This window comes from Corynebacterium poyangense (assembly GCF_014522205.1).
In the GTDB taxonomy this organism is placed as follows: Bacteria; Actinomycetota; Actinomycetes; order Mycobacteriales; family Mycobacteriaceae; genus Corynebacterium; species Corynebacterium poyangense.
In genome coordinates this window covers 1,818,474-1,842,998 of record NZ_CP046884.1, presented here as the reverse complement: position 1 = coordinate 1,842,998, position 24,525 = coordinate 1,818,474, and the positions used below count along the sequence as shown (strand labels likewise).

The 24,525-nt window shown below is 51.4% G+C and carries 20 protein-coding genes; 6 read left to right on the top strand and 14 right to left on the bottom strand.

Annotated elements, in window-relative coordinates; translation table 11 throughout:
• Positions 1–28: 28 nt before the first annotated feature.
• The 4 genes from kdpB to GP475_RS08585 all read right to left on the bottom strand — a co-directional run bounded on the left by kdpB (position 29) and on the right by GP475_RS08585 (position 4,436).
• Positions 29–2,041, bottom strand: a complete 2,013-nt coding sequence (gene kdpB, locus GP475_RS08600; protein WP_187973998.1) for a potassium-transporting ATPase subunit KdpB — start codon at positions 2,039–2,041, stop codon at positions 29–31.
• A gap of 12 nt (positions 2,042–2,053) precedes the next feature.
• Complete coding sequence (gene kdpA, locus GP475_RS08595) at positions 2,054–3,700, bottom strand: potassium-transporting ATPase subunit KdpA (RefSeq protein WP_187973997.1); 1,647 nt, start codon at positions 3,698–3,700, stop codon at positions 2,054–2,056.
• Between the two features lie 2 nt (positions 3,701–3,702).
• The gene (gene kdpF / locus GP475_RS08590) at positions 3,703–3,795 is read right to left on the bottom strand and encodes a K(+)-transporting ATPase subunit F (RefSeq protein WP_187973996.1); all 93 of its coding nucleotides are present in this window, start codon (positions 3,793–3,795) and stop codon (positions 3,703–3,705) included.
• Positions 3,796–3,899: 104 nt separating this feature from the next.
• Positions 3,900–4,436, bottom strand: coding sequence for a MarR family winged helix-turn-helix transcriptional regulator (locus tag GP475_RS08585; RefSeq protein WP_224400708.1), 537 nt, complete (start codon positions 4,434–4,436; stop codon positions 3,900–3,902).
• A gap of 378 nt (positions 4,437–4,814) precedes the next feature.
• Here GP475_RS08585 and GP475_RS08580 point away from each other — a divergent pair, with 378 nt between their 5' ends.
• Complete coding sequence (locus tag GP475_RS08580) at positions 4,815–6,437, top strand: FAD-dependent oxidoreductase (RefSeq protein ID WP_187975876.1); 1,623 nt, start codon at positions 4,815–4,817, stop codon at positions 6,435–6,437.
• 9 nt (positions 6,438–6,446) lie between these two features.
• A complete protein-coding gene (locus GP475_RS08575; protein WP_187973995.1) occupies positions 6,447–6,707 on the top strand; it encodes a metal-sensitive transcriptional regulator in 261 nt (86 codons plus the stop codon).
• An 8-nt stretch (positions 6,708–6,715) separates the two neighbouring features.
• On the opposite strand, the gene GP475_RS08570 is transcribed toward GP475_RS08575, so the two are convergent.
• The 7 genes from GP475_RS08570 to GP475_RS08540 all read right to left on the bottom strand — a co-directional run bounded on the left by GP475_RS08570 (position 6,716) and on the right by GP475_RS08540 (position 15,657).
• On the bottom strand, positions 6,716–8,311 hold the full coding sequence (locus GP475_RS08570; protein WP_224400709.1) for a thiamine pyrophosphate-dependent enzyme: 1,596 nt from the start codon (positions 8,309–8,311) through the stop codon (positions 6,716–6,718).
• The gene (locus tag GP475_RS08565) at positions 8,298–9,932 is read right to left on the bottom strand and encodes an amidohydrolase (RefSeq protein ID WP_187973993.1); all 1,635 of its coding nucleotides are present in this window, start codon (positions 9,930–9,932) and stop codon (positions 8,298–8,300) included. The genes GP475_RS08570 and GP475_RS08565 overlap by 14 nt, the downstream gene beginning before the upstream one ends.
• Before the next feature lie 71 nt (positions 9,933–10,003).
• Entirely contained in the window at positions 10,004–10,870 is an 867-nt protein-coding gene (locus tag GP475_RS08560) for a LysR family transcriptional regulator (protein WP_187973992.1), read from the bottom strand.
• Positions 10,871–10,907: 37 nt separating this feature from the next.
• A complete protein-coding gene (locus GP475_RS08555) occupies positions 10,908–12,242 on the bottom strand; it encodes an MFS transporter (protein ID WP_187973991.1) in 1,335 nt (444 codons plus the stop codon).
• Between the two features lie 126 nt (positions 12,243–12,368).
• Positions 12,369–13,193, bottom strand: a complete 825-nt coding sequence (locus GP475_RS08550; protein WP_187973990.1) for an alpha/beta fold hydrolase — start codon at positions 13,191–13,193, stop codon at positions 12,369–12,371.
• Positions 13,194–13,268: 75 nt separating this feature from the next.
• Positions 13,269–14,753 (bottom strand): CoA-acylating methylmalonate-semialdehyde dehydrogenase, encoded by a 1,485-nt coding sequence (locus GP475_RS08545; RefSeq protein ID WP_187973989.1) that lies wholly within the window; start codon positions 14,751–14,753, stop codon positions 13,269–13,271.
• A gap of 1 nt (position 14,754) precedes the next feature.
• Positions 14,755–15,657 carry an NAD(P)-dependent oxidoreductase gene (locus GP475_RS08540; RefSeq protein ID WP_187973988.1) on the bottom strand — a complete coding sequence of 301 codons (903 nt, stop codon included), beginning with the start codon at positions 15,655–15,657 and terminating at the stop codon, positions 14,755–14,757.
• A gap of 162 nt (positions 15,658–15,819) precedes the next feature.
• On the opposite strand from GP475_RS08540, the gene GP475_RS08535 reads away from it, so the two are divergent.
• Positions 15,820–16,731, top strand: a complete 912-nt coding sequence (locus tag GP475_RS08535; RefSeq protein ID WP_187973987.1) for a LysR family transcriptional regulator — start codon at positions 15,820–15,822, stop codon at positions 16,729–16,731.
• Here GP475_RS08535 and GP475_RS08530 read toward each other — a convergent pair.
• A complete protein-coding gene (locus tag GP475_RS08530) occupies positions 16,707–17,996 on the bottom strand; it encodes an MFS transporter (RefSeq protein WP_187975875.1) in 1,290 nt (429 codons plus the stop codon). The genes GP475_RS08535 and GP475_RS08530 overlap by 25 nt on opposite strands.
• A 304-nt stretch (positions 17,997–18,300) precedes the next feature.
• Here GP475_RS08530 and idi point away from each other — a divergent pair, with 304 nt between their 5' ends.
• On the top strand, positions 18,301–18,900 hold the full coding sequence (idi, locus tag GP475_RS08525) for an isopentenyl-diphosphate Delta-isomerase (protein ID WP_187973986.1): 600 nt from the start codon (positions 18,301–18,303) through the stop codon (positions 18,898–18,900).
• Between the two features lie 280 nt (positions 18,901–19,180).
• The gene (locus GP475_RS08520; RefSeq protein WP_187973985.1) at positions 19,181–20,833 is read left to right on the top strand and encodes an alpha-keto acid decarboxylase family protein; all 1,653 of its coding nucleotides are present in this window, start codon (positions 19,181–19,183) and stop codon (positions 20,831–20,833) included.
• Between the two features lie 54 nt (positions 20,834–20,887).
• Here the strand turns inward: GP475_RS08520 and GP475_RS08515 are convergent, their stop codons facing one another.
• Positions 20,888–21,088, bottom strand: a complete 201-nt coding sequence (locus GP475_RS08515) for an antitoxin (RefSeq protein ID WP_187973984.1) — start codon at positions 21,086–21,088, stop codon at positions 20,888–20,890.
• Positions 21,089–21,187: 99 nt separating this feature from the next.
• The gene (locus GP475_RS08510; RefSeq protein ID WP_187973983.1) at positions 21,188–23,014 is read right to left on the bottom strand and encodes a BCCT family transporter; all 1,827 of its coding nucleotides are present in this window, start codon (positions 23,012–23,014) and stop codon (positions 21,188–21,190) included.
• An 85-nt stretch (positions 23,015–23,099) separates the two neighbouring features.
• On the opposite strand from GP475_RS08510, the gene GP475_RS08505 reads away from it, so the two are divergent.
• Positions 23,100–24,377, top strand: coding sequence for an alpha/beta fold hydrolase (locus tag GP475_RS08505; protein WP_187973982.1), 1,278 nt, complete (start codon positions 23,100–23,102; stop codon positions 24,375–24,377).
• Positions 24,378–24,525 lie beyond the last annotated feature (148 nt).

The following is a 24,525-nucleotide window of genomic DNA, read 5'->3' as shown; positions in this document are numbered from 1 at the left end:
TTCTTCTCCCACTGTTTCTTTCGTGTTATTACATCCCAGGTAAGCAGCGAACTACCAGGTCAATCAGCCAAATCCCAATGAATGGGGTAATGACTCCACCCAAGCCCCATACGGCTAGGTTTCGGGTGAGCAAAGAGGTCGCTGCCGCGGCGCGATATTTCACTCCTTTAAGCGCTAAGGGGACTAAAGCAATAATGATCAAGGCGTTGAAAATGATGGCAGACAACACGGCGGATTGAGGTGAATGCAGTCCCATCACATTGAGCGACCCTAGACGGGGTACCGCCACAGCGAACATCGCCGGAAGGATAGCAAAGTACTTTGCCAAATCATTAGCCAGCGAGAAGGTGGTCAGTGCTCCTCGGGTAATCAACAATTGTTTTCCTACCGCCACAATGTCAATGAGCTTGGTGGGGTCTGAATCCAAATCCACCATATTGCCGGCTTCCTTCGCAGCCGAGGTTCCCGTGTTCATGGCCACCCCGACGTCTGCTTGAGCTAATGCCGGGGCATCATTCGTTCCATCACCGGTCATCGCTACCATCCGGCCAGCGGCTTGCTCCTGCCTAATCCGGGCAAGTTTTTCTTCTGGAGTAGCTTGCGCCAACACGTCATCAACCCCGGCTTCTTGCGCGATAGCTCGGGCAGTCAGGGGATTATCACCGGTCACCATCACCGTTCTAATACCCATTCGTCGCAACTCCTCAAAGCGCTCCCGCATTCCGGGTTTCACAACGTCAGAAAGTTCAATCACTCCTAAAACTTCCCGCTGATGGTGGGGGTTTTCGGCGGCGACTGCAAGGGGAGTACCACCAGCCACCGAAATTCTTTCAATTTCGCTATCAATACCTGCCGGCCATATCCCGTCTGTTTCAGCGACCCACGTTCGTACCGCATCACCGGCCCCTTTTCGATAGCAATACCCATCAATATTAAGGCCCGACATCCTGGTACTAGCACTAAAAGCTACGGATTCAGCGCTGGCTTCTTCAGGAGACGCCTGAGTGGGAAGGTCAAAATGAAGATGCAGATAATCAATAATGGAACGGCCCTCTGGTGTTTCATCTGCCAGAGAAGCCAGCCTGGCGGCAATAGCTAACTGGAGATCAGAAGACTCGCTGACGGCAGCCAACCCGGTGGCTTGACGCGCCCCAAAGGTAATGGTTCCGGTTTTATCGAGCAACAGCACATCGACGTCGCCTGCGGCTTCAACGGCGCGTCCGGAAGTAGCTAAAACATTGCGTTTGACAAGTCGGTCCATACCCGCAATTCCGATGGCCGATAGCAACGCCGCAATAGTGGTAGGGATGAGGCACACCAGCAGAGCAGTAAGGCTTAGAGGGTCAAAATCAGCGCCGACCCACAATCCCAAGGGTGCCAAAGAGACAACAGCAATAAGAAAGATAATGGTTAGCGCGGCCAACAGGATAGATAGTGCGATCTCGTTGGGGGTTTTGCGTCGCTCTGACCCCTCCACCAAGCTAATCATCCGGTCAACGAAGCTCTGCCCAGGTTCAGAGCTTACTTGGATAACGATCTCATCAGAGAGCACCACCGTGCCGCCCGTTACTGCGCTCCGATCCCCACCGGCTTCACGAATTACCGGGGCAGATTCCCCAGTAATAGCAGATTCATCTACTGTGGCAGCTCCCTTAATAACATCACCATCAGCAGGGATAGTATCTCCGGCACGAACTATGACCTGGTCACCGCGATGCAGTTCGGTAGCCGCGACTACCTCGACTTCTCCCTGGGGGGATAGTCGACAGGCCTGGGTATCAGTACGGACAGACCTTAAGGCATCAGCTTGAGCTTTTCCTCTGCCTTCGGCGACTGCCTCAGCCAGGGAAGCGAAGAAAATGGTTAGCCACAGCCACACCGTCACTGACCCGGAAAAGAGCGAAGGGTGGAAAACTGACCACAAGGTAGATACTGAGGCCCCCACCCACACCACTAACATCACCGGATTGCGAGCCTGAATGCGAGGATCCAGTTTTTTTAGGGCCAAGGGCAGAGAAGAGATCAAAGTTTGGGTGTTCATCGTCTACTCCTTTTAAGCCAAAGCTTCTGAGATAGGTCCCAGACATAACACCGGGAAGAAAGTGAGAGCTGATACTAAGACCACAATTCCAATCACCAGCGCCGCGAAACTTATTCCGTAGGTAGGAAGCGTTCCGGCGGAGCTATCGCGACGCTGCTGTTGGGCGAGAGAACCAGCCAACATGAGCACGCAATATATCGGGAGAAAACGCCCCACCAGCATGGTCACCCCTAAAGCAAGCTGGAACCAGGTTCCGGTGACATCAAGTCCAGCGAACGCAGAGCCATTATTATTTGCCGCTGAGGTGAAGGCGTAGAGAATTTCAGTTAATCCGTGAGCGTTAGCAGCACTTCCAGCGGGACCATTGTTAGTCAGCGCCGCAATGGTGTCGGGAAGCAACACCGTTATCGCGGTACCCGCCAGAACCAGGCCCGGCATCACCAGAATATAAAGACATGCCGCTGTGATCTCTTTTTGGGTAATTCGCTTACCAGCAAATTCCGGGGTGCGCCCCACCAAAAGTCCGCCGACAAAAACTGCGAGAATAGCGACGATGAGTAAGCCATAGAGCCCAGCGCCTACACCGCCTGGAGAGACTTCTCCTAAGAGCATATTTAATAGCGCTAGACCACCGGCGGCAGGATCAAGACTGTCATGCATAGAGTTAACGGCCCCGGTTGAGGTGGCAGTAGTCGATGTTGCAAATAATGTCGACGCGCCTAGTCCAAATCTTTGCTCGATACCTTCCCAGCTACCGGAGGACCACTGAGCCCAGGTCATCAAACCTAAAATGGTGCCCCAGAGTACGATGACTACGGAGAGTAAGGTCAACGAATCCTTAGGGCGTCGGGTAATACTGCCATAGGTGCGGATTAGACACAGGGGAATGACAAGGAGCGAAAAAATCTCCAATAGATTTGTCCAGGCGTTGGGATTTTCAAAGGGGTGAGAGGAGTTTGCGCCGAAGATTCCGCCACCATTAGTTCCTAGCTCTTTAATAGCTTCTTGAGAGGCTACTAATGCACGGGGGATGGTCACTCCGAAAGAGCTGGTGAGGTTTGAACCGAAGGTTTGGATGACCCCGCCGAACACTAAGAGAATGGCGATGATGCTGGCGCCGGGTAATAATATTCGGCTAATGCCGCGAACTAGGTCTACCCAAAAGTTTCCTACCTGGCGGTGAAAAGCTATGCCCCGGACAAGCGCAATGGCAACCGCCATGCCTACTGCTGCAGACACAAAGTTCTGCACTCCAAGTCCTGCTGCTTGGGTGAAATTAGTGAGGGTGTCCTCGCCGGAATAGGACTGCCAATTTGTGTTACTAACGAAGCTAGCTGCGGTATTAAAGGCCATGGCTGGGGAAACCGCTGGCTGAGGGTTACCCCAACTAGGCAGAATTGCTTGTAAGCGTTGAATGGCGTACAGCACGATGACAGAGGCAATAGAAAACCCCAGTACTGCACGGAAATACCCTTTCCAGGTTTGGTCTGTATCGGGATCAATCCTTAAGAACCGGTAGCACAAGCGCTCAGCGCGTGTGTGGTGAGCAGAAGAATATACTCGCGCCATCCAGTCTCCCAGGGGGACATAGGCCAAGCCCAGCAAAATGACAAGCAGGGCAATTTGTCCCAGAACTGCGACAAGTGGTGAAAGTTGCACGACTAAAACCTCTCTGGATCAATCAGCGCTACCAAAAGGTAGACAATAAGACCCACAGCCAGAAGAAGAAGTGCGACGGCAAGTAGGGCAGACATCCCAAACCTCCTAATCCTTCAAAGCACATCCGAAAGGGGAAAGTGACATCCCTATCGGTCTGCCAGGGATACTAGGGCTGCCGTGGAGGTCTGTAAGGCGCTATTTACGTTTTCTTTACGCCTAGGGTGGGAATATTAGCGAAGTCCTCACTTTTAAAGTATTCGGGAAATCGTTGATGAAGTGTTTCCCGCATGGTTGGAGACTGGATTAATCTAGCAATCTGGGTGACGATATCCATCTGCTCGTTACTATGAACCTTTGCTAGATCCTCTGCCAGGTGTTGGTAAAACTCCTGGTTAAGCTGCTGAATATTGCCAAGGGTTTGGCGGCCAAATTTCGTTAAAGAATGAAGGGTGGCTCGTCGGTCTTGTTCGGGAGTAGAACGAACTATAAAACCTTTTTGGGCCAGTGTTGAGAGCAGCCGACTTGGACTTCCTGTTTCGCATACCAATTGTGCTCCGACTTCGCGGGTAGTCAAGGGCCCTTGGGTGCCTACGATTTCAATAGCCTCTGCTTGGGAGGCAGTAAGGTTTAATCTCGCTAGCTTTTGATTGAGCTCACGGCTTCCCTGGCGTTGCAATGCCAAGATCAAATAGCGAAAGAGTTCCGCGGATTTCAATGGATCTTTAATGTTAACCACTCCATAACATCAGCTCATTATTTAAATGATGTGCATAACATCAGCTATTCCTATAGGGATATTTATTATAGACCTTTAAATGTTGCTATAGCTAATTTTGCAAGGGGTATAAAAATTAGATCCAACATACCCCATGGGGTATAGTGGTCTATGAGTTTTGCTGTTGATGAACTCTAAGGATGGGAGAACAGTTATGTGTCGGCCAGTGACCTGCCTTAATTGTGGAAAAACAACGTGGGCAGGATGCGGGAACCATATTCGGCAGGTAAAAGCCAGTGTTCCGCGTGGGCAATGGTGCACCTGCTCTGATCGGGAACGTAAACCCGCTGGATTAATGGCCAGTGTGCTGCGGTTATTCGGGAGGTCTTAACGGTGAGTATTCCCACGACGGTAATTATCGGCGGCGTTGCCGGCGGAATGTCCACCGCTACGCGGCTTCGACGCAAAGACGAGCAACGCCGCATTATCGTGATTGAGTCTAGCGGCTACGTGTCTTTCGCAAATTGTGGTTTGCCCTATCACATCTCCGGGACTATTGCTGAGAGATCCTCGTTACTGCTGCAAACTCCGGAGTCCCTAGCAGCTCGCTTCAATATTGACGTTCGGGTAAATCAGCGGGCCATAGCTATTGATCGGCAGCGGCAAGAAGTCACAGTGCGCGATGACCAGGGGGATACCTATCTGTTGAACTATGACACACTAGTGCTTTCTCCCGGCGCAGAACCATTCCTCCCAGACCTTCCTGGGATTGAACGATCTTTGACTTTGAGGTCAGTGGAAGACCTTGATCGCATTATTGATGGCATCAAAGATGCGCAATCTGTTGCTCTGATCGGGGGAGGTTTTATTGGAATCGAAGTTGCGGAAAATCTCCAAAAATTGGGGAAGAAAGTCACGATTCTGGAGAAGACTCAACAGATTCTAAGTCCCTTGGATCCGGAGATGTCGGCAATTGTGCGTCGTCATATTGCGGACAATGGCGTCACGGTTCTGACCAACGCTTCGATTACTGCCATTGGGGAGAAGAACATTGAGTTAAGTGACGGACGCACTGTTTTGGCGGATGCCGTGATTACTGCGATTGGGGTGCGGCCTGCCACAGAATTGGCGGAAACCGCCGGTTTAGATCTTGGCCCCTTGGGGGGAATTGCGGTCGATGATCAACAGCGAACCAGTGATCCGAAGATTTTCGCGGTGGGGGATGTCACCGAAAAACCAGATGCGATTAATGGTCAACCTTCCCTGGCTCCTCTAGCGCAGTCGGCGAACCGCCAGGGGCGCTTGATTGCCGATGTTATTGCCGGGGAGGATGTAGCCCGACGTCCCGTTCTTGGCACAGCAATTGTCGGTGCTTTTGGTCTGGCTACCGGGGTAGTGGGGTGGAATGAGAAGCGGGCGCGGAGCCAAGGTCGTGATATCAGAATTATTCATCTGCATCCTGTTCAGCACGCTGGATACTACCCGGGGGCTTCTCCTATTCATTTAAAGCTGGTTGTTGATGCCAACAATGACGCTATTTTAGGTGCTCAAGCTGTGGGGAGAGACGGTGTAGACAAACGGATTGATGTCATTTCCACCGCGATGAGTGCCGGGATATCAGCTTCAAGGCTAGCTGATCTGGAGTTAGCCTATGCTCCGCAATTCGGATCTGCGAAAGATCCCATCAATATGGCGGGCTTTATTGCAGAAAACCTGGTTAAGGGAGAAAGAAATGCTCAGTGGTATGAGGTTTCTGACTATCTCGAACAGGGGTGGACGCTAGTTGATGTACGCACACCTGCAGAATACGAGCATGGCGCTATACCCGGGTCTATGAATCTGCCACTCGATGATATTCGTGAGAGGTACCAAGAACTAGCGGGGCACAAGGTTCTGGTGCATTGCCAGGTTGGATTGCGCGGGCATATTGCAGCCACACTGTTGCAGAACCTCGGTTTCACTGATGTGGTTAACCTTGACGGCGGGTATCTAACCTGGAGCCAGGGTACGTGCTATCAGTAAGGAAAAAGGATGCGGTTTAGCGAAGAAGAAGCGCAACCCACTGTCCTGCGTCTGCGTCGGGCACGGGGACAATTGGATGCGGTTATTAGGATGCTGGAGGAGGGGGCTGACTGCCGAGACGTGGTAACTCAGTTAGCCGCCTCAACTAAAGCTATTGACCGGGCAGCCTTTACGCTGATGAGCACGGGGATGAGGAAATGTTTGTCCACTAGCGACGGAGACAACCTCGACGAAAAAGCCTTGGAAAAACTTTTCCTCTCCCTGGCCTAGTGCTGGTGCTAGGGCTGCAGGATCTCCGGATCGACCTTAACGTGGAGAACGGCGGGAACTCCGGAGTGGACAGCCTCAATGCAGCGGCGCACAGTATCCGCAATTTCTGAGTCCCGGGTTACTTTTTCACCATAGGCGCCAAAGGCTTGGGCATAGCAGGCAAAATCAGGATTGCGAATTGCGGTCCCAGATACTCGACCAGGGTAGTGGTTTTCTTGGTGCTGCCTGATGGTTCCGAATTGGGAGTTATCCATCACGATGGCTAAGAATGCGCACTTATGCTCCACCGCAGTGGCAAGCTCTTGGGCATTCATCAAGAACTCTCCATCCCCACACACGGCTACTACAAGCCGACTGGTTTCTAGTGTGGCGGCCACTGCTGCTGGAATGGAGTAACCCATGGAGCCGTTTCGAGTAGACAGCTGGCTGGGATAGCTGGTTGCCGGAATAAAAGATTGCGCCCATGCAGTGTGGTTCCCGGCTCCTACCGTATAAACCGGATCCTTGAGGTAGTGCTGTAGCTCAGCGAAAACCAAGTTCATGTGGGCATACTCTGAGCTGGGTTCCACGGAAGGAATACGCGTGGCGTCAAGAAATTCCTGGTGTTTCTCAGCAGTCCATTCCGGCCAACCCCGCTTAAGGGGCTTAAGAGCAGATACTGCTTCGACCGGGCTCGCGACAATGTGGCTTTCCACCCTCACACCTGCGCCGCGAAGCTCCGGATCAGGGGTGATAGCGATGGTCCGCTGTCGCGGGGATTGCCGCAGCTGGAAGCCATCAGTGGCAACGTCGCCGGGGACGGTTCCCAGACACACCACAAGGTCAGCATTATCCAAGAGATCAGCTGCCCCCTGATGCCGTCCATAGCCCAAACTTCCGGCATTCGCTGGGGACGCGTCGGGTAGGCGATCATCTGCATGCCAATCCTGAAGCACCGGAATCGGTACTGACTCTGCCCATTGCGTTAATTGCTCACAGGCGTCCGGAGTCCATCGTTCGCCCCCCACAAACAACGCCGGATTTTCCGCTTTTTCCAATTCCTCAAGCACCGCATCGAGGCAAACCGGTGACTCAGAAATAGAGCGGGGTGGGGACAGCTCGGAGTCGAAAGGTTGACGGATAATATCTTCTGGAAGACCGACGATCACCGGTCCAGGGCGGCCACTTTGGGCACAGAAGAAAGCATCTGCCACGATTTCTGATGCCCGATCCGGCTCATCCAGAATGAAAACAGCTTTGGCTTGGGTTCCAAACCATGCTTCAGGTGAAAACTCTTGGAAAGATTCGCGATGCCGGTCGGCGATGGGGATGAGCCCAACGAAAAGGACAACCGGATCTCCGTCTTGCCATGCGGTGTGAATACCTACGAAAGCATTAGCGGCACCGGGTCCCCTGGTGACAAAGGCGACGCCTGGCTTGGAGGTGAATTTAGCCGAGGCATCAGCCATATAGCATGCGCCGCCTTCGTGTCGGCAGACTATGTTTTCAATCCCTGATTGGTACAACCCGTCTAACACCGCGAGGTAGCTTTCTCCAGGAACGCTGAAGACGCGGGAGACTCCATGGAGCTTCAGGGATTCGACTAGTGCTTTACCAGCGTGCATTCCACACCTCTTTACCATCGACAAAGGTACTGGTTACTGCGATATCAGTGATGTGCGCAGCGGGAACTTGATAAATATCCTCGCTCAGGAGGACAAAGTCAGCTAGCTGACCGTTGTTGATAACTCCACGATCAGACACATGGTTAGCCCAGGCACTACCGAGGGTATAAGCCCGGATAGCTTGTTCAACCATGATTTTTTCTTCCGAATTGAACTCACGGCCCAGGTGGGTTCGACGGTTGACCATGGCATCGATATTTCGAATCGGGCAGGCAGACACTACCGGGGCATCCGTGGAAGCCGCGAATTGAAGATCTTGGCGCAGGAAACCGCCAATGCGGTACACCAGCGACGCTCTATCCTCGCCGATGGCTTCGCTAGCTCCCTCACCGAGATCAGGGATAAATGTTCCTTGCGGAACGGGGGTGATCCCGAGCTGCTTAAGACGAGCTATTTGCTTATCATCTGCCACCGAAACGTGCTCTATTCGGTGACGGGCTGGGCGCGGCAAAATGGATTGTGCTTCTTCGAAAATATCCATGATGCTATCTAGTGCAGCGTCCCCGATGGCATGGACGGCGATATCCCAGCCGGCTAGATGCGCGCCGATAATTCTTTCTCGCAGAAATTCTTCGCTAAATTGCATGAGCCCGGTGGAATCACTATGGGCATAAGGCTCGCGCATGGCTGCACTGCGACCAATAAGCGATCCATCTGATAGCACTTTGGTAGGACCGATCCGAAGCCACGAGTCACCGAGCCCCGTGCGTAGACCTAAATCCAAGGTGTAGAGAGGATGGCCTTGATATTCAAGTCCCGCGAGGGGATGAAGCGTGGTGAGATACGGCATGACAATAGCCCGCATCGACATTCTTCCGCTATCTCGAGCTATTTGATAACCAGTGAGGTCTTGTGGACACATCCCGATGTGATCCGGTGCACCGATTCCAGGATCAGTAGCTGTGGTCACCCCCAGGGCAGCTAAGGCTCGAGATCCTTCTTCTACCATTGTGGCTACCGTTTCAGGGGTAGTGGGAGGGATATGGTCCATGATGAGGGCACGGGCAGTTTCCAGCAGTAGCCCCACCGCCTGGCCGTTTTCACACGGGACATCCCCACCTTCGGGGATGGGAACTCCGCGTCGCTCAGGGAAACCAGATAATTCAAAGGCCTTAGTGTTTGCCACCCCCATATGCCGGGAGTTATGAATCAAATACACCGGATGGCCGAAACTAACCTCATCAAGCTCCACAGCGGTTGGGTGGTGACCATCCAAGTAGTTTTGATTGTAGCCAGATCCGATGACCCATTCGCCTGGTTTGGCGTTCTGACATGCCTGCGCAATAGCGTTGAAAAGGGCGCTTTTATCCGGTGCTGCTGAAGGCCGGATATCAACTTGCATAGATTCTTGGCCAATATGAGTCAGGTGACAATGAGCGTCTTGAAAACCAGGGAGAACTGTTGCCCCTGCTAGGTCTTTGACCTCTGAAAAGACCGATGGCGGGAGCTCATCATCGAGGCTAATTATGCGACCTTGATGGACCCCGATTGCATGTGCCTTAGGTCGAGAAGGGTCAAGAGTATAGATATTTCCATTAACAAATAGGGTGTCTAAAGCCATAACCTAACCTCCTTAATGCTTTAGTCTGTCGGTTGATGAAGGCAATTGCCAATACCAAAATCGCGGGTTCCTTATGCCGCATTGTTATAGTCAGCGAGGTCTTTGCTGAGATCTCGTAGAGCTTGTTGGGCGAAATGGTGAGGGGACCATACCGCGTGCAAGGTTATTTTCAGGGTTCCAGCGTGGTGAATAGGAAGAGCGACCGCTCCAGCGGGGATAGTCCCCAGTGAAGTAATACCTATTCCATGCCCGGCAGATGCCAGGGCAATGATTGCTGAATCTTCATCGCATTCGATCAGCCTGGCGGGCTGAATAAGAGCTTCGCTCAAGGCATTGTCCATGATGATTCTGCTAACTGCTCGACGAGAAGAAACGATGAGCGTTGACTTCGCCAGTTGCTTGATAGAGACAGCGTCGTACTCAGCCCAGGGATGATCTTCCGGCACGACAGCATAAATTGGGGCGTCACCTAGCGGATAACTAGCCACATGGGGAGAGGGGACGGTGGGCAGTATTCCTAAATCAGACCCAGCGTGTAGTGCATCCTCAATAGCAAAATGATTCGTTGCCTTGGGGATAATGACTGGATCATCAGGATGTGTTTTCGCAATAAAAGGACTCAGTAGACCTCGGATTGTCACCTGAGTAGCAGCGACGTGAATACACGGAATCTTCCCGGCCCTTAAACTCGCAATAGCTTTTTCGGCAGCCTGCTTCTGATGCATAAAATGTCGGGCGATACTGACAAATCCCTCGCCTTGCTCGGTGAGTTTTAGGCGGTTGCCGGTGGATTCAAAAAGCGTCAGTTTTAGTTCTCGCTCCAGCGTTTTAATCTGCCGAGACAACGCAGGTTGAGCAATATGGAGGGCTTGAGCCGCAGCCGTCACCGTTCCCTGGTCAACCACGGCCAGGAAATAACTAATTCGTAGAAGGTTCATAGGGATATTCTTCTCTATCCACGCTCAAGAACAAGGATTAGTTGGGATCAGCTTGGTGAACTACCCGCACCTGATGAGCTTGACGGAGAAGCGCAACCACACCGGCGATACTCATGGCTAGCAAAATGATGTAATACACCATGACCATCCACGCATTTTCCTCAGTTATGCGGAGAATCCACTGGCCCATCATGGGAATAGAACCAGAGAAAATCATGGCGGAAAGCTGGTAGCCAGTGGAAATTCCGGTGTATCTGACCTCTGGCGGGAACGCGGCGGCCAGAGCTGCGGGTAGAAGAGCATAATAAGCGGTGCCGGTGACGTAATTAATGAGCGTGGCGATACACAATGCTAAGAAGTTGCCGGACTGAAGCGCCCAGAACAGTAAAGGTGCTAAGAGAATAGTGGCGCAGAGCGCACTGATCATGACCATCTTTATTGAATAGCGCTCGGCAATTCTGGCTGCTACTGGCTGCCACAGGAATTGCACAATACTGGCAACTAGTAGCAGATTGAGGATGGATTGGCGGTTCATGCCAAGTGATCCGGTAGTCCAGGAAAGCAAGAACGTGTTGAAGAAAAAAGCCATACCGATGCCCATAATCGGGGCAAAGAGAGCAGCTAGCACCGCTTTCCAATGATTCTTTAGCACTACCTTTAAAGGCAAAGCCGACACTTTGTTTTGTTTTTGTACTTCCTGGAATTCGGGAGTTTCTTCAACTTGTCTGCGGATGTAGAAGGCCACAAACACCATCACTGCTGAGAATAAGAAGGGTATTCTCCAGCCCCAGTTGAGAAATTGATGATCGGGAAGAAAACCTACGAGGAGAAACATTGCTGTTGCGGCAATGGAACCCATGGGTGCGCCTTGTTGGACCCATGCACCTGCCATACCGCGCTTTGAGTGTTCTGAGCCCTCGGTGGCTAAGACTACTGCGCCGCCCCATTCTCCTCCTACTGCGATGCCTTGGATTGCTCGGAGGAGTAAGAGCAAAATGGGTGCGGCGATGCCGATACTGCTATAAGTGGGCAGACAGCCAATAGCGAAGGTTCCCGCGCCCATGAGTAGCAATGTGACTACCAGTGTGTTCTTGCGGCCAAAGCGGTCACCAAAATGGGAGAAAATCAATCCTCCGATTGGTCGGGCAATGAATCCCACCCAGAAAGTGGCGAAGGAAGCAATAAGGCCTGCGCCGGCTGCTAAGTCTGGATAAAACAGTTTTCCAAAAACTAGGGCAGCGGCTGTTCCGAAAATATAGAAGTCATACCACTCTATTGAGGTTCCTACAAAAGCACCCAAAGTTGCTTTACGCTGTTGTTTTGTCTTCTCAGCGGAAGGTGGCGAAGAGGATAATTGTGATGTGGAACTCATTCTTTGACCCTAAGCGTTAAGGATCTAGGGTTCCAATACTTCTTAGACTTCCTCACTATGCCGTTTGGGTATAAAAGATGACCGTTCTAGCGTAGACCACTGAAACGATCATCCTTAGTAGAGGCGCTATGCCATAGCTGCAGTTACCTGTCCACGAAGTGCCTCGGCCACCTCACTCGGTCGCTCAACAGCGCTCATGTGCTTGACACCTGCAAGTTTCGTGATTCGAACCGGGGTAGAATTCTCGGCAATTTTAAGTGCCAATTCATCTGCTTTGTCCCACGGAAGACCACCATCATGCTCCGCGGAAATCAACAATGTTGGGACACTAATGGAGGAAACCTCATTACTAAGGTCGGTGCTTCCAAGGACTTCACAGATTTGCGCATAGCCAGCGTCGTCGCACTCAAGAAAAGCCTCTCGAATTTTTCTCACCATTTCTGGATGAGTGATGGCGGCGTTATCAGAAAACCAACGTTCGAACGTGGCGTCGACTAGTGACTCGGTGCCGGAGGAACGCACCGTTGCTATTTTTTGTGACCACTGATCCAAGGGTGCGTTAACCGGCCCAGAACTCATCACAGAAATGGACTTCAGGTTGTGGTAGTCGGGATCACCTGCAGCGTGGGCAATACCGGCAGCCAATGCTGTCGCGCCACCAAAAGACAGGCCGGCAAGGTGAAAATCGACGACGCCAAGGTGCTGCAGGGTTCGCGCTAACGCGGCAAGAATATCGGCCATGGTACAGGGCCGGTCTAAGGGGGCAACGGCAGCACCGCCATGGCCAGGCAAGTTATAGCGGACTACCTGAAAATCCGAGCTCAGAAGAGGAACGACCTCATCCCACATGGTCAAAGAGGAGCCGAGGGAGTGGCCCAGCACTATAGTTGGTGCCTCAGCTGGGCCATCAACGGCGGTATCGAGTAGCCAAGTGTTTTCCGATTCGGTCATTGTGGGCTCCTTCAGTGAAAATTTTCTGCTGAATTCCACAATAGGCACCAATTGGTAGGTATGCAGACCTCCGGGCTAATGAGTAGGGAATCCTAGACTGATCTGTGATTCATCAGGATCTGGCCAGCGAGTGGATACTACTTTGCGACGAGTATAAAAATGGAAAGCTTCCGCACCGTAGATATGGGTATCGCCGAAGAGAGAATCTTTCCACCCACCAAAGGAGAAGGTTCCCACGGGTACTGGAATAGGCACATTAATGCCGACCATTCCAACCTCAATTTCCATCCGGAATTCGCGTGCAGTTTTGCCATCACGAGTAAAAATAGCGACGCCATTGGCATAGGAACTTGAATTAATCAGCGCCACTGCCTCGTCGAAATTTTCTACGCGCACAACTGACAACACCGGCCCGAATATTTCATTATCATAAACATCCATACCAGGTGTTACATTATCTACCAAGGTTGGTCCAACGAAATATCCTTGTTCTGGCAAACTACACTTACGTCCGTCAAGAACGATCGTCCCACCCTGTTTTTCGGCTGAGTCAATGTAATTGAGGATTCTAGACTTGGCTTCATTGTTAATAACGGGACCAAGATCAACACCGTCTTTATTTCCCGGTCCTACCCTCAGTTTTTTAGCCCGCTCAGCAATCTTTGCGGTGACTGTCTCAGCGATTTCTCCTACTGCAACTATGACCGACACTGCCATGCAGCGTTGCCCAGCTGCACCAAATCCTGCTGAAACAGCGGCATCGGCTGCCGCATCGAGATCAGCATCAGGCATGACCACCATGTGATTTTTGGCGCCGCCTAACGCTTGGACTCGCTTTCCCTTTGCCGAGGCTTGGCTATAAATGCTCTTTGCTACCGGAGTAGAGCCCACGAAGGATACTGCCTTAATATCCGGGTGATTAATGAGAGCCTCGACGGTGTCTTTCTTGCCGTTGATTACGTTAAACACACCATTAGGCAAACCTGCTCGTTGAAAAGCATCAGCAAGCCACATCACAGATGCCGGAACTTGTTCTGAGGGCTTGACGATCACGCTATTGCCAGCGGCGATAGCCGCAGTAGTCATCCAGAGAGGAACCATAGCCGGGAAATTGAACGGAGTGATACAGGCTACTACACCGAGCGGCTGTTTCAACTGTTCAACATCAATCCCGGTCGCTACTTGCTGGGCTGCTTCGCCCTTAAGATGATGCCCTAAACCAGCGCAAAATTCTACATTTTCGAGTCCACGTGCTATTTCGCCATGAGCATCAGGAATAGTTTTTCCATTTTCCTCACTGATAATTTCAGCCAGGGAGTCATTTTCTGATCGTAGAATATGCGCTAATCGGAAAAAGACTTGTGATCGTTTCCCTAGACCGGTGTTTCGCCACTCTTTTTGAGCTTGCTTTGCTATCTTGATTGCTTCATCTACAAAGTCAGCATCCGCAAGATGAACTTGAGCAATGACATCTCCAGTAGCGGGATTGTCTACTGGCTGCTGTCCAGAATGAGAGGGTTTATTTTGGCCGTTAACGAAGTGTTGGATTTCTTGGATCATATTATTCTGTCCACCCCTTGAGGCTTCCGTCAGGATTAACGAACTTAGCAATTAAAGTACAATCCTTTTCGGCCAGACCAGAATCCACCAATTCTTTTAACTGTTTTGAGGCTAAATTAGCGGCGGGTAAGTTTAAATTCTTTGCTTTGCCTGCCTCTACCGCCAAACTAACGTCTTTCAGTGCAAGTAAAGCAGTGAACCCCGGCTCGAAATTTCGATTAGCAGCCGCAGAATCAACAATTCCTGGGACCGGATACCAGGTTTGATGGGACCAGGAATTTCCCGATGACGCACTGACGATATCCCAGAAAACTTGTGGGTCTAATCCCAAAGAATCTGCCAGCTGCGATCCCTCAGCACTAGCCATCATGCTGATCATGAGCATCATGTTATTGGCTATTTTTGCTGCGAGACCCATCCCTGGTCCACCTGCTCGGAAGAGTCGAGACGAGAGCGGTTGCAAATAAGGCTCAGCAGCTTCAACGGCTTCTTCTGCACCGCCCGTCATTATTGCTAACGTCGCATTTTCGGCACCGCTGACACCACCGCTGACCGGAGCATCAACGAATTGGAATCCGCGTTGGGAAGATTCACGATGCAGTTCAATGGAAGTAGCTTGGTCGATCGTGGAGCTGTCGATGATCAAAGTACCAGGGTTTGCGGCTTCCCATACTTCTTCCACAACACTGCGAACGTGTGTCCCTTTAGGGAGCATGGTGAATACCACTTCTGCTTCGCTAACAGCTTCGCTTACGCTCGACGCTGTCTTAACCCCGCGAGATCTCGCCGTCTCCATTGCGGCGGGATTGATGTCAAATCCGATTACCGAGTGACCTGCTGCAGCTAGGTGGGAACTCATGTGAGACCCCATGTTCCCCAGGCCGATCCATGCAATTGTTGTCATCTTTTCCTCCGTCCTCAGAATTGAAAATGTGATCTGGGTAACATGGTATATGTGGAAGAAACTGCAGTCTAGACAGTATTTTGCACCAATAGTGTGCGCCAACGCACACCGTTACCGAGGTGCTATTGATTCCCATGAAGGTGTAACTGAGGATTGATGGATATGAAACGTCGCATAGACACATCGCATTTAGAATGTTTGGTCACTTTTTTAGCGGTGGCGCGATTAGGGAGATATATCGCCGCAGGTCAATACTTGGGAGTTAATCACACTACGGTTTCTCGAAGAATTAATGAATTAGAAAAAGCCCTGGGAGGGCCTCTTCTTTTACGTAATAAGAATGGTTGGGAGCTGTCCGCGCTAGGGGAGAAAACGATTGTCGTTGCCGAGGAGGCGGAGAAAGTTCTCCGGGAACTTGGAAGCCTTGAGGTAGGGATGAGCTCCCCGATTTTAAGTGGGCTGTTGAGAATTGCTGCCCCTGATGCTTTTTCAGTGCATATCGCTACCCCAGCTTTAGCAGATTTACAAAGAAATGAACCTAATCTAGAAATCGAAATGATCACCGCTACGCAGCGAGCCCGTCAGCGACGATCCGGAATGGATATCGAAATAGTTGTGGGGAAACCACAAGTTAATAGAGCAATAAATCAAAAACTTATGGATTATGAACTATGCCTTTATGCTACAGAAAGCTTTATTGATACGTGGGGCGAACCACAGAATTTAAAGGATCTCGAAAACTATCCCTTAAATTACTATGTGGAGGCCGGCTTGCAAGTCGATGATTTAGACTCTGGCAGGCAGGCCTTACCAGTGCAAACTCATGGGGCTCGCGGTATAAAATGCACCAGCGTTTTTGGTCACGTCTCGGCTACGATAAATAACGCTGGAATAGGACTATTGCCTGATTATGTCGCCGTGCAATATCCGTTACGTCGCGTGTTAACTAAAGAGTTTAGCCATCAAGTAAGTTACTGGATGGTTGTACGCCAGGAAAACACCCGAAATCCCCGCGTACGTGCATGTGTGAGGGCGTTACAGAAGCAAATTCAGTTTTTGGCTTCTTCGAAATGATGGTCGTTCGCGTCAACATCTTCTAAGTGAACTCCTTTCGTCTCTTTTAGAACGATTGTTGCCACGAATGTAATCGCTGCAGCGAAAACGATATATAGCGCAACTGGGACCCAAGAATCTGTTGTTCTTAATAGTTCAGTAGCAATAATTGGAGCAAGAGAGCCGGCTACGATAGAAGTAACTTGATACCCCATGGATACGCCGGAATAGCGCATTCGAGTAGGAAATGCCTCGGCCATGATGGCGGGTTGCGCCGAGTACATGAAGCTGTGAGCAAGAAGACCACTGACGATTGCTAGGAGCACCCACAGGCGTTGTCCCGTATTCAACAGGGGGAAGGCGATGAATGGCCAACACATGGTTAACATAGCGCCTATGAAACTCACCGGTTTACGGCCGATGGCGTCGGCAAGCTTTCCGACCATGGGGACCATAAAAAATTGGAGCGCGTGAGCTATGAGGATTAGGCCTAGAATATTGCTGGCCTTGAGCCCCACCCAAACTGATAGGTAGGTAATCGAGAAGGTAACGACCATGTAATATAAGACGTTTTCACCGAATCGCATTCCCATTGCAGTTAATACCCCGCGTGGATATCGGCGAAGAACTTCGAAGACTCCGTGAGCGATTTTATCCGCAGACTGCTCCATGGCTTCTTTCGTTTCTTCAAAGATGGGGGCGTCGGAAATCTTAGTGCGGATGTAGTAGCCCAACGCAACAATAACAACAGATAACCAGAATCCTATTCGCCAACCCCATGAAATGAATTGCTCTTCGCTGAGAAGCCAGGAAAGGATCATGAGTACCACTGTTGCGAGTAAATTTCCTAGTGGCAGAGCTGCTTGAGGCCAGCTAGCCCAGAAGCCGCGCTCTTTAGGCGGGGCGTGTTCTGCTACGAGGAGTACGGCTCCACCCCATTCGCCTCCTACGGCAATGCCCTGGATGAAGCGCAAACTCACGAGCAGGGCAGGGGCCCAGTAGCCGGTGCTAGCGAATCCGGGAAGGCATCCCATGAGGAAGGTTGTGGCACCGACCATCACAATTGCTACTTGGAGCAAATGTTTTCGACCATACTTATCCCCGTAGTGGGCAAAGATAATTCCCCCCAGTGGTCGAGCGATGAACCCGATTGCATAGGTAGTAAAAGCTGCGATAATCGCGACGTATGGATCATCATTCGGCGGGAAGAATAAGTGATTGAAAACTAATGTGGCTGCTGTTGCGTAAAGGAAAAACTCATACCATTCCACGATGGTTCCAGCCATCGACGCAGCAACCACACGCCTTAATTGGCGTCGGGTCGATGTATTTACACTCACTGGAGCTCCTTAGGTCTTTGGGGATGTGACGGAAATCTCATTGTTTTGATTAATCTTGCGAAACTATCCATAGTGTCGCAACGAAATGAGGGCGACAATTTTGCACATTATGTGTGCGCCAGAATCCATCCCTCATGCCGGGAGTATTCTTCAGCCACGGTCCTGATAGATTTTCATTAGGTAAAAGTCTTGTCGGCCTAAGACAGGAAAGTTTTTCGCCGCAGCCCAGAAAGGAAGGTTCACTCCTCAGGTGTCGGAAGAATTTCAGCATCGTTTTGCTCAGGGTGAGGCGGATATTCAGGTCGAAGTGGTCGATAAGGAGGGAAATCCGCTTGGAACTATGGGGAAACTCGAAGCCCATATCCCCCCAGGCATCCTCCACCGGGCATTTTCGCTTTTCCTTTTTCATACCGATGGTCGCATGATCCTGCAGCGCCGAGCCGGCGCTAAGTATCATTCACCACTGCTCCTCACCAATGCCACGTGCTCCCATCCTGCTCCTGGTGAACCCGTCGCCGATGCTGTGCGTCGTCGGGCGTTAGAGGAGTTAGGGGCCGAGGTTTCGGACTTGTCGGAATTGGGAATAGTGATTTACCAAGTTGATGATGACCGTAGTGGTCTTTCAGAGCATGAATTCAATCATGTGTTTGCTGGGCGCGTAGATGCAAATTCCCTAGCCCCGGATCCGGATGAGGTTGCTGAGATTGTGTTGGTGACTCCGGAAGAGCTAGCTCAACGTCGCCAGCAGGAACCCTTCACCCAGTGGTTTGATCATGTGTGGCACATCGGTTCGGACAAGTTTGCGGCCTATGGTTTCGTGACTAGGGGACTCGGATCCGGCAATAAATAACGACGTCCTGGACCAGTCCCCATCCAGCTCAGAGCGTGAGGAGGTTCGACGTCACCAGGCATGCGGACCCATATAAATGGGAATTGGAGTCAATAATTGTGGGCAATGCTGGCAGGCGTCGATCCTGAAATCCGAGATCAGTGGAAAGATGCAGGAATTTTGTCTCTCAGTGCGTAGGTGTGTCCTCAGAGGCTGACAAGGATAATGTGACGGGATTAACATTCGGCTTAGGCGGAACACCCACCGCTAGTTTTATTCCCATAACAAGGAGGATCCACCTGTGTCCGAAGGGTATCGCGTTGGCGACTATTTGTTAGACCGGATTGCGGAATTTGGCGTCACTGATGTTTTTGGGGTTCCAGGCGACTACAACCTGGCGTTCATGGAGATCATCGATGAAAATCCAAAGGTCAATTGGATTGGGACGGCAAATGAGCTCAACGCCTCCTATGCGGCAGACGCATATGCCCGAGCGCGAGGCCTTTCCGTTATGGTTACCACCTACGGCGTAGGGGAATTATCAGCCATTAATGGTACGGCTGGAAGTTACGCAGAATACGCTCCGGTGCTTCATATTGTGGGTGCGCCACGGACCTGGTTGCAGAAGGAACAAAAAGTTCTGCATCACTCTTTAGGAGATGGTCAATTTGACCACTTCTTGAATATGGCGCGACATGTGACCATAGCGCAAGCGAAACTCACTGCCCAAAATGCGGCAGCGGAAATTGATCGGGTGATCCGAGAAGTAGTCTTAGAGTCTCGACCTGGTTATATCATGTTGCCGGCTGATGTTGCTGAAGCCGAAATCTACCGCCCCGCTGGTCCGTTGCAAGGAATTGAGAAAACATCATCGCCGGATGCAGTTCAGGCCTTTAAAGAAGCCGCGCGTGATCATCTTCAGGGCAAGACTGTTGCAGTACTGGCAGACCTGATTGTAGACCGGCTAGATGCTACGGAAGAACTCCATAGCCTGCTAGAACACACCACCATTCCGTACAGTACCTGCGCATGGGGGAAGTCGCTGGTTGATGAATCCTCACCTCGCTTTGCGGGGATCTATGCGGGTGCGGCATCCGATGAACGTGCGCGGGCCGCTGTTGAAGATGCTGAGGTGCTCCTGAAACTGGGGGTCATTTTTAATGACTCCATCACCGCCGGTTTTACCCACGAGATTGACCCGAATCGAGTTATCTCTGTTGATTCTGGGGTTGCCAGCGTTGGCGAAGTCATGTTTGCCCCCATTGCGATGCGAGACTCTATCCAAACCCTTGTGGAGTTAGCTCAAGAAAGTGAGTGGAAACCGCAACCTTTGGCCCCGATTCCAAACCAAAAAACACCTGAAGTAGACCCAGACGCCCCACTTACCCAGGAGCAACTCTGGGCATTGCTCGCGGAAGGATGCACTCGAGGGCAAACCGTTATTGCTGACCAGGGGACCAGCTTTTATGGAATAGCGCCGCATTCCCTCCCCACCAACTCGTTATTTATCGGACAACCGCAATGGGGATCAATTGGATACACACTTCCCGCTACTCTCGGTGCTGCTTTGGCACGACCAGACCACCGTGCCGTCTTACTGATTGGAGACGGATCAGCGCAGCTCACTCTCCAGGAGCTAGGTACCATTCTTAGAGAAGGGCTAACCCCTTTCATTGTGTTGGTCAACAATGATGGCTACACCGTTGAACGTGCTATTCGTGGGCCGGAGAAGAAATATAATGATATCCAGCCCTACAACTGGCAGAAAGTTCTTGAAACCTTTGGTGGAACACCTGAAAACTGTGTTTCTTTGAAAGCAACTACCCGGCGTGAATTAGAAGAGGCACTAAAGATAGCTACTGAGACTCAGGACAAATTGGTGTTCCTTGAAGCCGTCACTGGTCGACTTGATTATCCGCCATTGCTTCAGGCCTTGGCTAATAGCGCCAAGTAAGAGCAAAACCACACCTAGATAGGAGAAGTTACCTAGGTGTGGTTTCCGTTGGGTTTATTGCTGAGACTCAGCGGGGGCGTCGTCTCCGCCACCGAGGCGCTGATCAATTTGATCCCGAACCTTGTGGATTTGATCTGCCTTGTCCTCACCAAATTTCTGGGTGGCAGCTTGTTCTGCGTGGTCTAAAGCCTGGTCAGTTGCCTGATGTCCCTTATCAGAGTTCAAGAACTCCTTGGCCTTATCAACCAGTCCCATGTTTAATCCTTTCGTCGATTTTTATATTTGCGGCGCCCACTGTACCGAGATTTAGCTCGATGTGCTACTTCTATCCACCGCTGTCGGGAAACGTACTAGCTATTCCTCGTTTTTCTCACCCTGGTAACCATCTGACCACTCACCGGTTTCATAGTCATAATCAACGGGATTACCGTCTTCGTCAGTTCGCTGATACCACGCGGTAACGTGCGGAGCCGCAGAGTCATAATCAGACCCAGCTCCTCGTCCTTCCTCGGCATGTTCCACGGCAAGTTCAAAGTCGTCGCCATGTTCTTCTAGTCCACGAAGTACCGCGTTAGACACTGCTTTGCGGGCATAGACCCGACGTATTGATTCCGGGTCGGTGGATAAATCTTTGAGGAAAGCAGCAGCCATAACCAGGAGCACCACGGAGAAGGGGATAGCGGAAAGCACCGTGAGGTTTTGGAGGCCGGTGAGACTATTTTGACCACCGGAAAAGAGCATGACTATAGCAATTCCCATCATGCAAAGTCCCCAGAACACGACCACGGTTTTCTTGGGTGCCGGATCTCCTTGCGAGGAAAAAGTGCCCATCACAATCGAGGCGGAATCGGCGGAGGTGATGAAGAAAATTGCTAGCACTATGAGGATAAGACCGGGAGTGAGCCCGCTGAAGGGTAGATGAGCGAAGAGCGAAAACAGCACTTGTTCGGTTCCGGATTGGCCATCAAAACCGGGTAGGCCTTGGCGGGCAAAATCTATTGCTGTGCCGCCGAAAATAGTGAACGCGACAATTAAAATCGTAGTGGGAACAATGATGGTGACCAGGATAAATTCCCGTAGGGTGCGTCCTCGGGAGATCTTAGCGATAAACGTCCCGACGAAAGGCGTCCAGGCGATCCACCACGCCCAGTAAAAGGCAGTCCACGAGGATTGGAATTCTAGGGTCTCCTCACCCCAAGAGAGCGATTTGCTAGCCATGGTTAGCAGTTGATCAAGGTAGGTCAGTGCGCCGGAGGGGATAAGGTTGAGAAGGAAAAGCGTCGGGCCACTGAGAAAAACAAAAACTAAGAAGGCCATAGTGAAGGTGATATTCGCGTTAGAGAGATAACGAACTCCCTTGGCTACGCCGGTGACGGCAGAGATAATGAAGGCCAGCGTGAGTACCCCGATAATAGCTATTAACCCGGTGTTGCTGAGGGGGCCGTGACCAGTGACGGTGGATATACCTTCGCTGATTTGGAGACTAGAAATACCTAGCGACGCAGCGGTTCCGAAGAGGGTGGCCACAATGGATAGAATATCGATGATTTTTCCGGGGATACCCTCAGCATGTTTACCAAAGAGGGGTTGGAAAATGGAGCTTAATAAAGCTACGCGACCTCGACGGTAGGAGGAATAGGCTAGGGCTCCGCCCACCATCGCATAAAGCGACCACGGCATCAAGCCCCAGTGAAAATTAGCTTGGGCTACCGCTTGGTGAATAGCGGCGTGGCTCTGGGTGGGGACGGTGTCTGGGGGAGGAGAGAGGTAGTAGGCTAGCGGTTCGGAGGGGCCGAAGAAGAAAATTCCCACTCCTATTCCCGCGGCGAACATCATAGCTATCCAGGAAAAACGCGAAAACTCTGGGTCTTCGTCATCTCTGCCTAGCCGTATTCTTCCGTAGCGGGAGAACGCCACCACAAGCATGAGCCCCAAACAAAGGATCATGATGATATTGAGGAGCCAGCTTGTGTTGCGCATAGCCCAGGCGAAGGCTACTCCGGAGACTTCACCGACAGCGCTGGGATTACTGACACCCCAGAAAATGAAAGCCAAAATTACTATGGCGGTGAAGGCGAAAACTATTTTGTCTACCTCGAAGCGGTTTCTTTGTTCATCTATCCCGATTCCTGGAACCAGTCCAGGGTGGAGGTTATGGGGATATTGAGAGTCAGAAGACATAAATAATGATTAAAGCATAAGTTTTCGACGGTATCATTCCCCCTACAAAGTTTTACCGGCATAGTCCCCCGCTAAGGTGATCGTTATGAATTCCACCTTGCTGTATGGTCACCGTGTCATCGAGCATCGCATTGACGTTCCCCTGGTGCATGATGATCCACGTCGAGGTACGATCCCGCTTTTTGCTCGGGAACTACAGCCGAAAAACCTCACCCCGGATACCCCAGTTGTGCTTTATCTTCAAGGAGGACCGGGATTTCCTTCCCCGCGCCCAACAGAGCTTGGAGGATGGCTAGCGGAGTTACTTAGCGATCACCGGGTCGTGTTACTAGATCAACGTGGCACTGGACGGTCAGGCAGAATCGACGTCCAAGGCGGAGTTCCAAGCGCAGAGATTTTAACCCATTATCGCCAAGACAGTATTTGTGCTGACGCAGAGCTGCTTCGCCAGCACCTAGGCCTACAAACCTGGAGCCTTTTCGGTCAAAGTTTCGGCGGTTTCTGCATCACTCACTATTTATCCACGTACCCAGGCAGCGTCGATTACGCTTATCTCACTGGTGGTCTGCCCGGCATTAACAACGATGCCGATGAGGTTTACCGACACACCTATTCTGCACTTACTCGCCGTCACCGCGAATTTTTTCGGCGCTACCCCTGGGCGGAGAAACAGATCCGGGAAATTAGCCACCACCTCAATAACGAGGAGGAAATTCTCCCCACCGGAGAGCGTTTGAGTTCTCGGCGGTTCCGAACCGTGGGGATCGAGCTAGGCCGCGGGACGGGGTTGGAGAATCTCGCCTACTTGTTGGAAGAACCCTTCCACTCTCGGGCTGGGAAAAAGTGTCTAAGAGGAGATTTTCTTGAGGAAGTGGGGCGTCGTACTTCTTTCCACACAGCGCCCCTCTATGCAGTTATGCATGAATCAATTTATGGCGGAGTGGTTTCTGGGGCCACCGCGTGGGCTGCCGCTCGGGTAGCGGAATCACTTCCGGGATTTAGCGAGAACGCTGACCCCACAGACAGCAGCGAACCGTTCTACCTTTACGGGGAGCACATCTTCCCTTGGCAGTTCCAGGAGGACGCCGCACTTCAACCCTTCGCCTCTGTTGCTGAAGAACTCGCCCGAAAACGGGATTGGCCACAGCTTTATGACGCCGAGGCCCTTGCCGAAAACCCGGCCATATGTGCAGCCGCCATCTATCTTGATGACATTTTTGTGCCCCTTGAGCTTTCTCAACGCACTGCCGCGTATTTCCGTGATTTACGTCCTTGGATCAGTAATCAGTACCACCACAATGGCATTGCCCAGGATGGTGCGGCTATAGTCCGACGCTTGATTAACCTGACGCGTAATTTCTAGCCAGGTAAGATCACAAGCATGGAATTTTCAGTGGATTGGCTCGAGCTGGCTGATTATGTTGATGACCTCGTGGAGATTAATGAAGAGCACCTCATTAATCCCCGCCAAAGACCGCACGCTTATTCTTCCTAAGTACTTCCACGGGCCT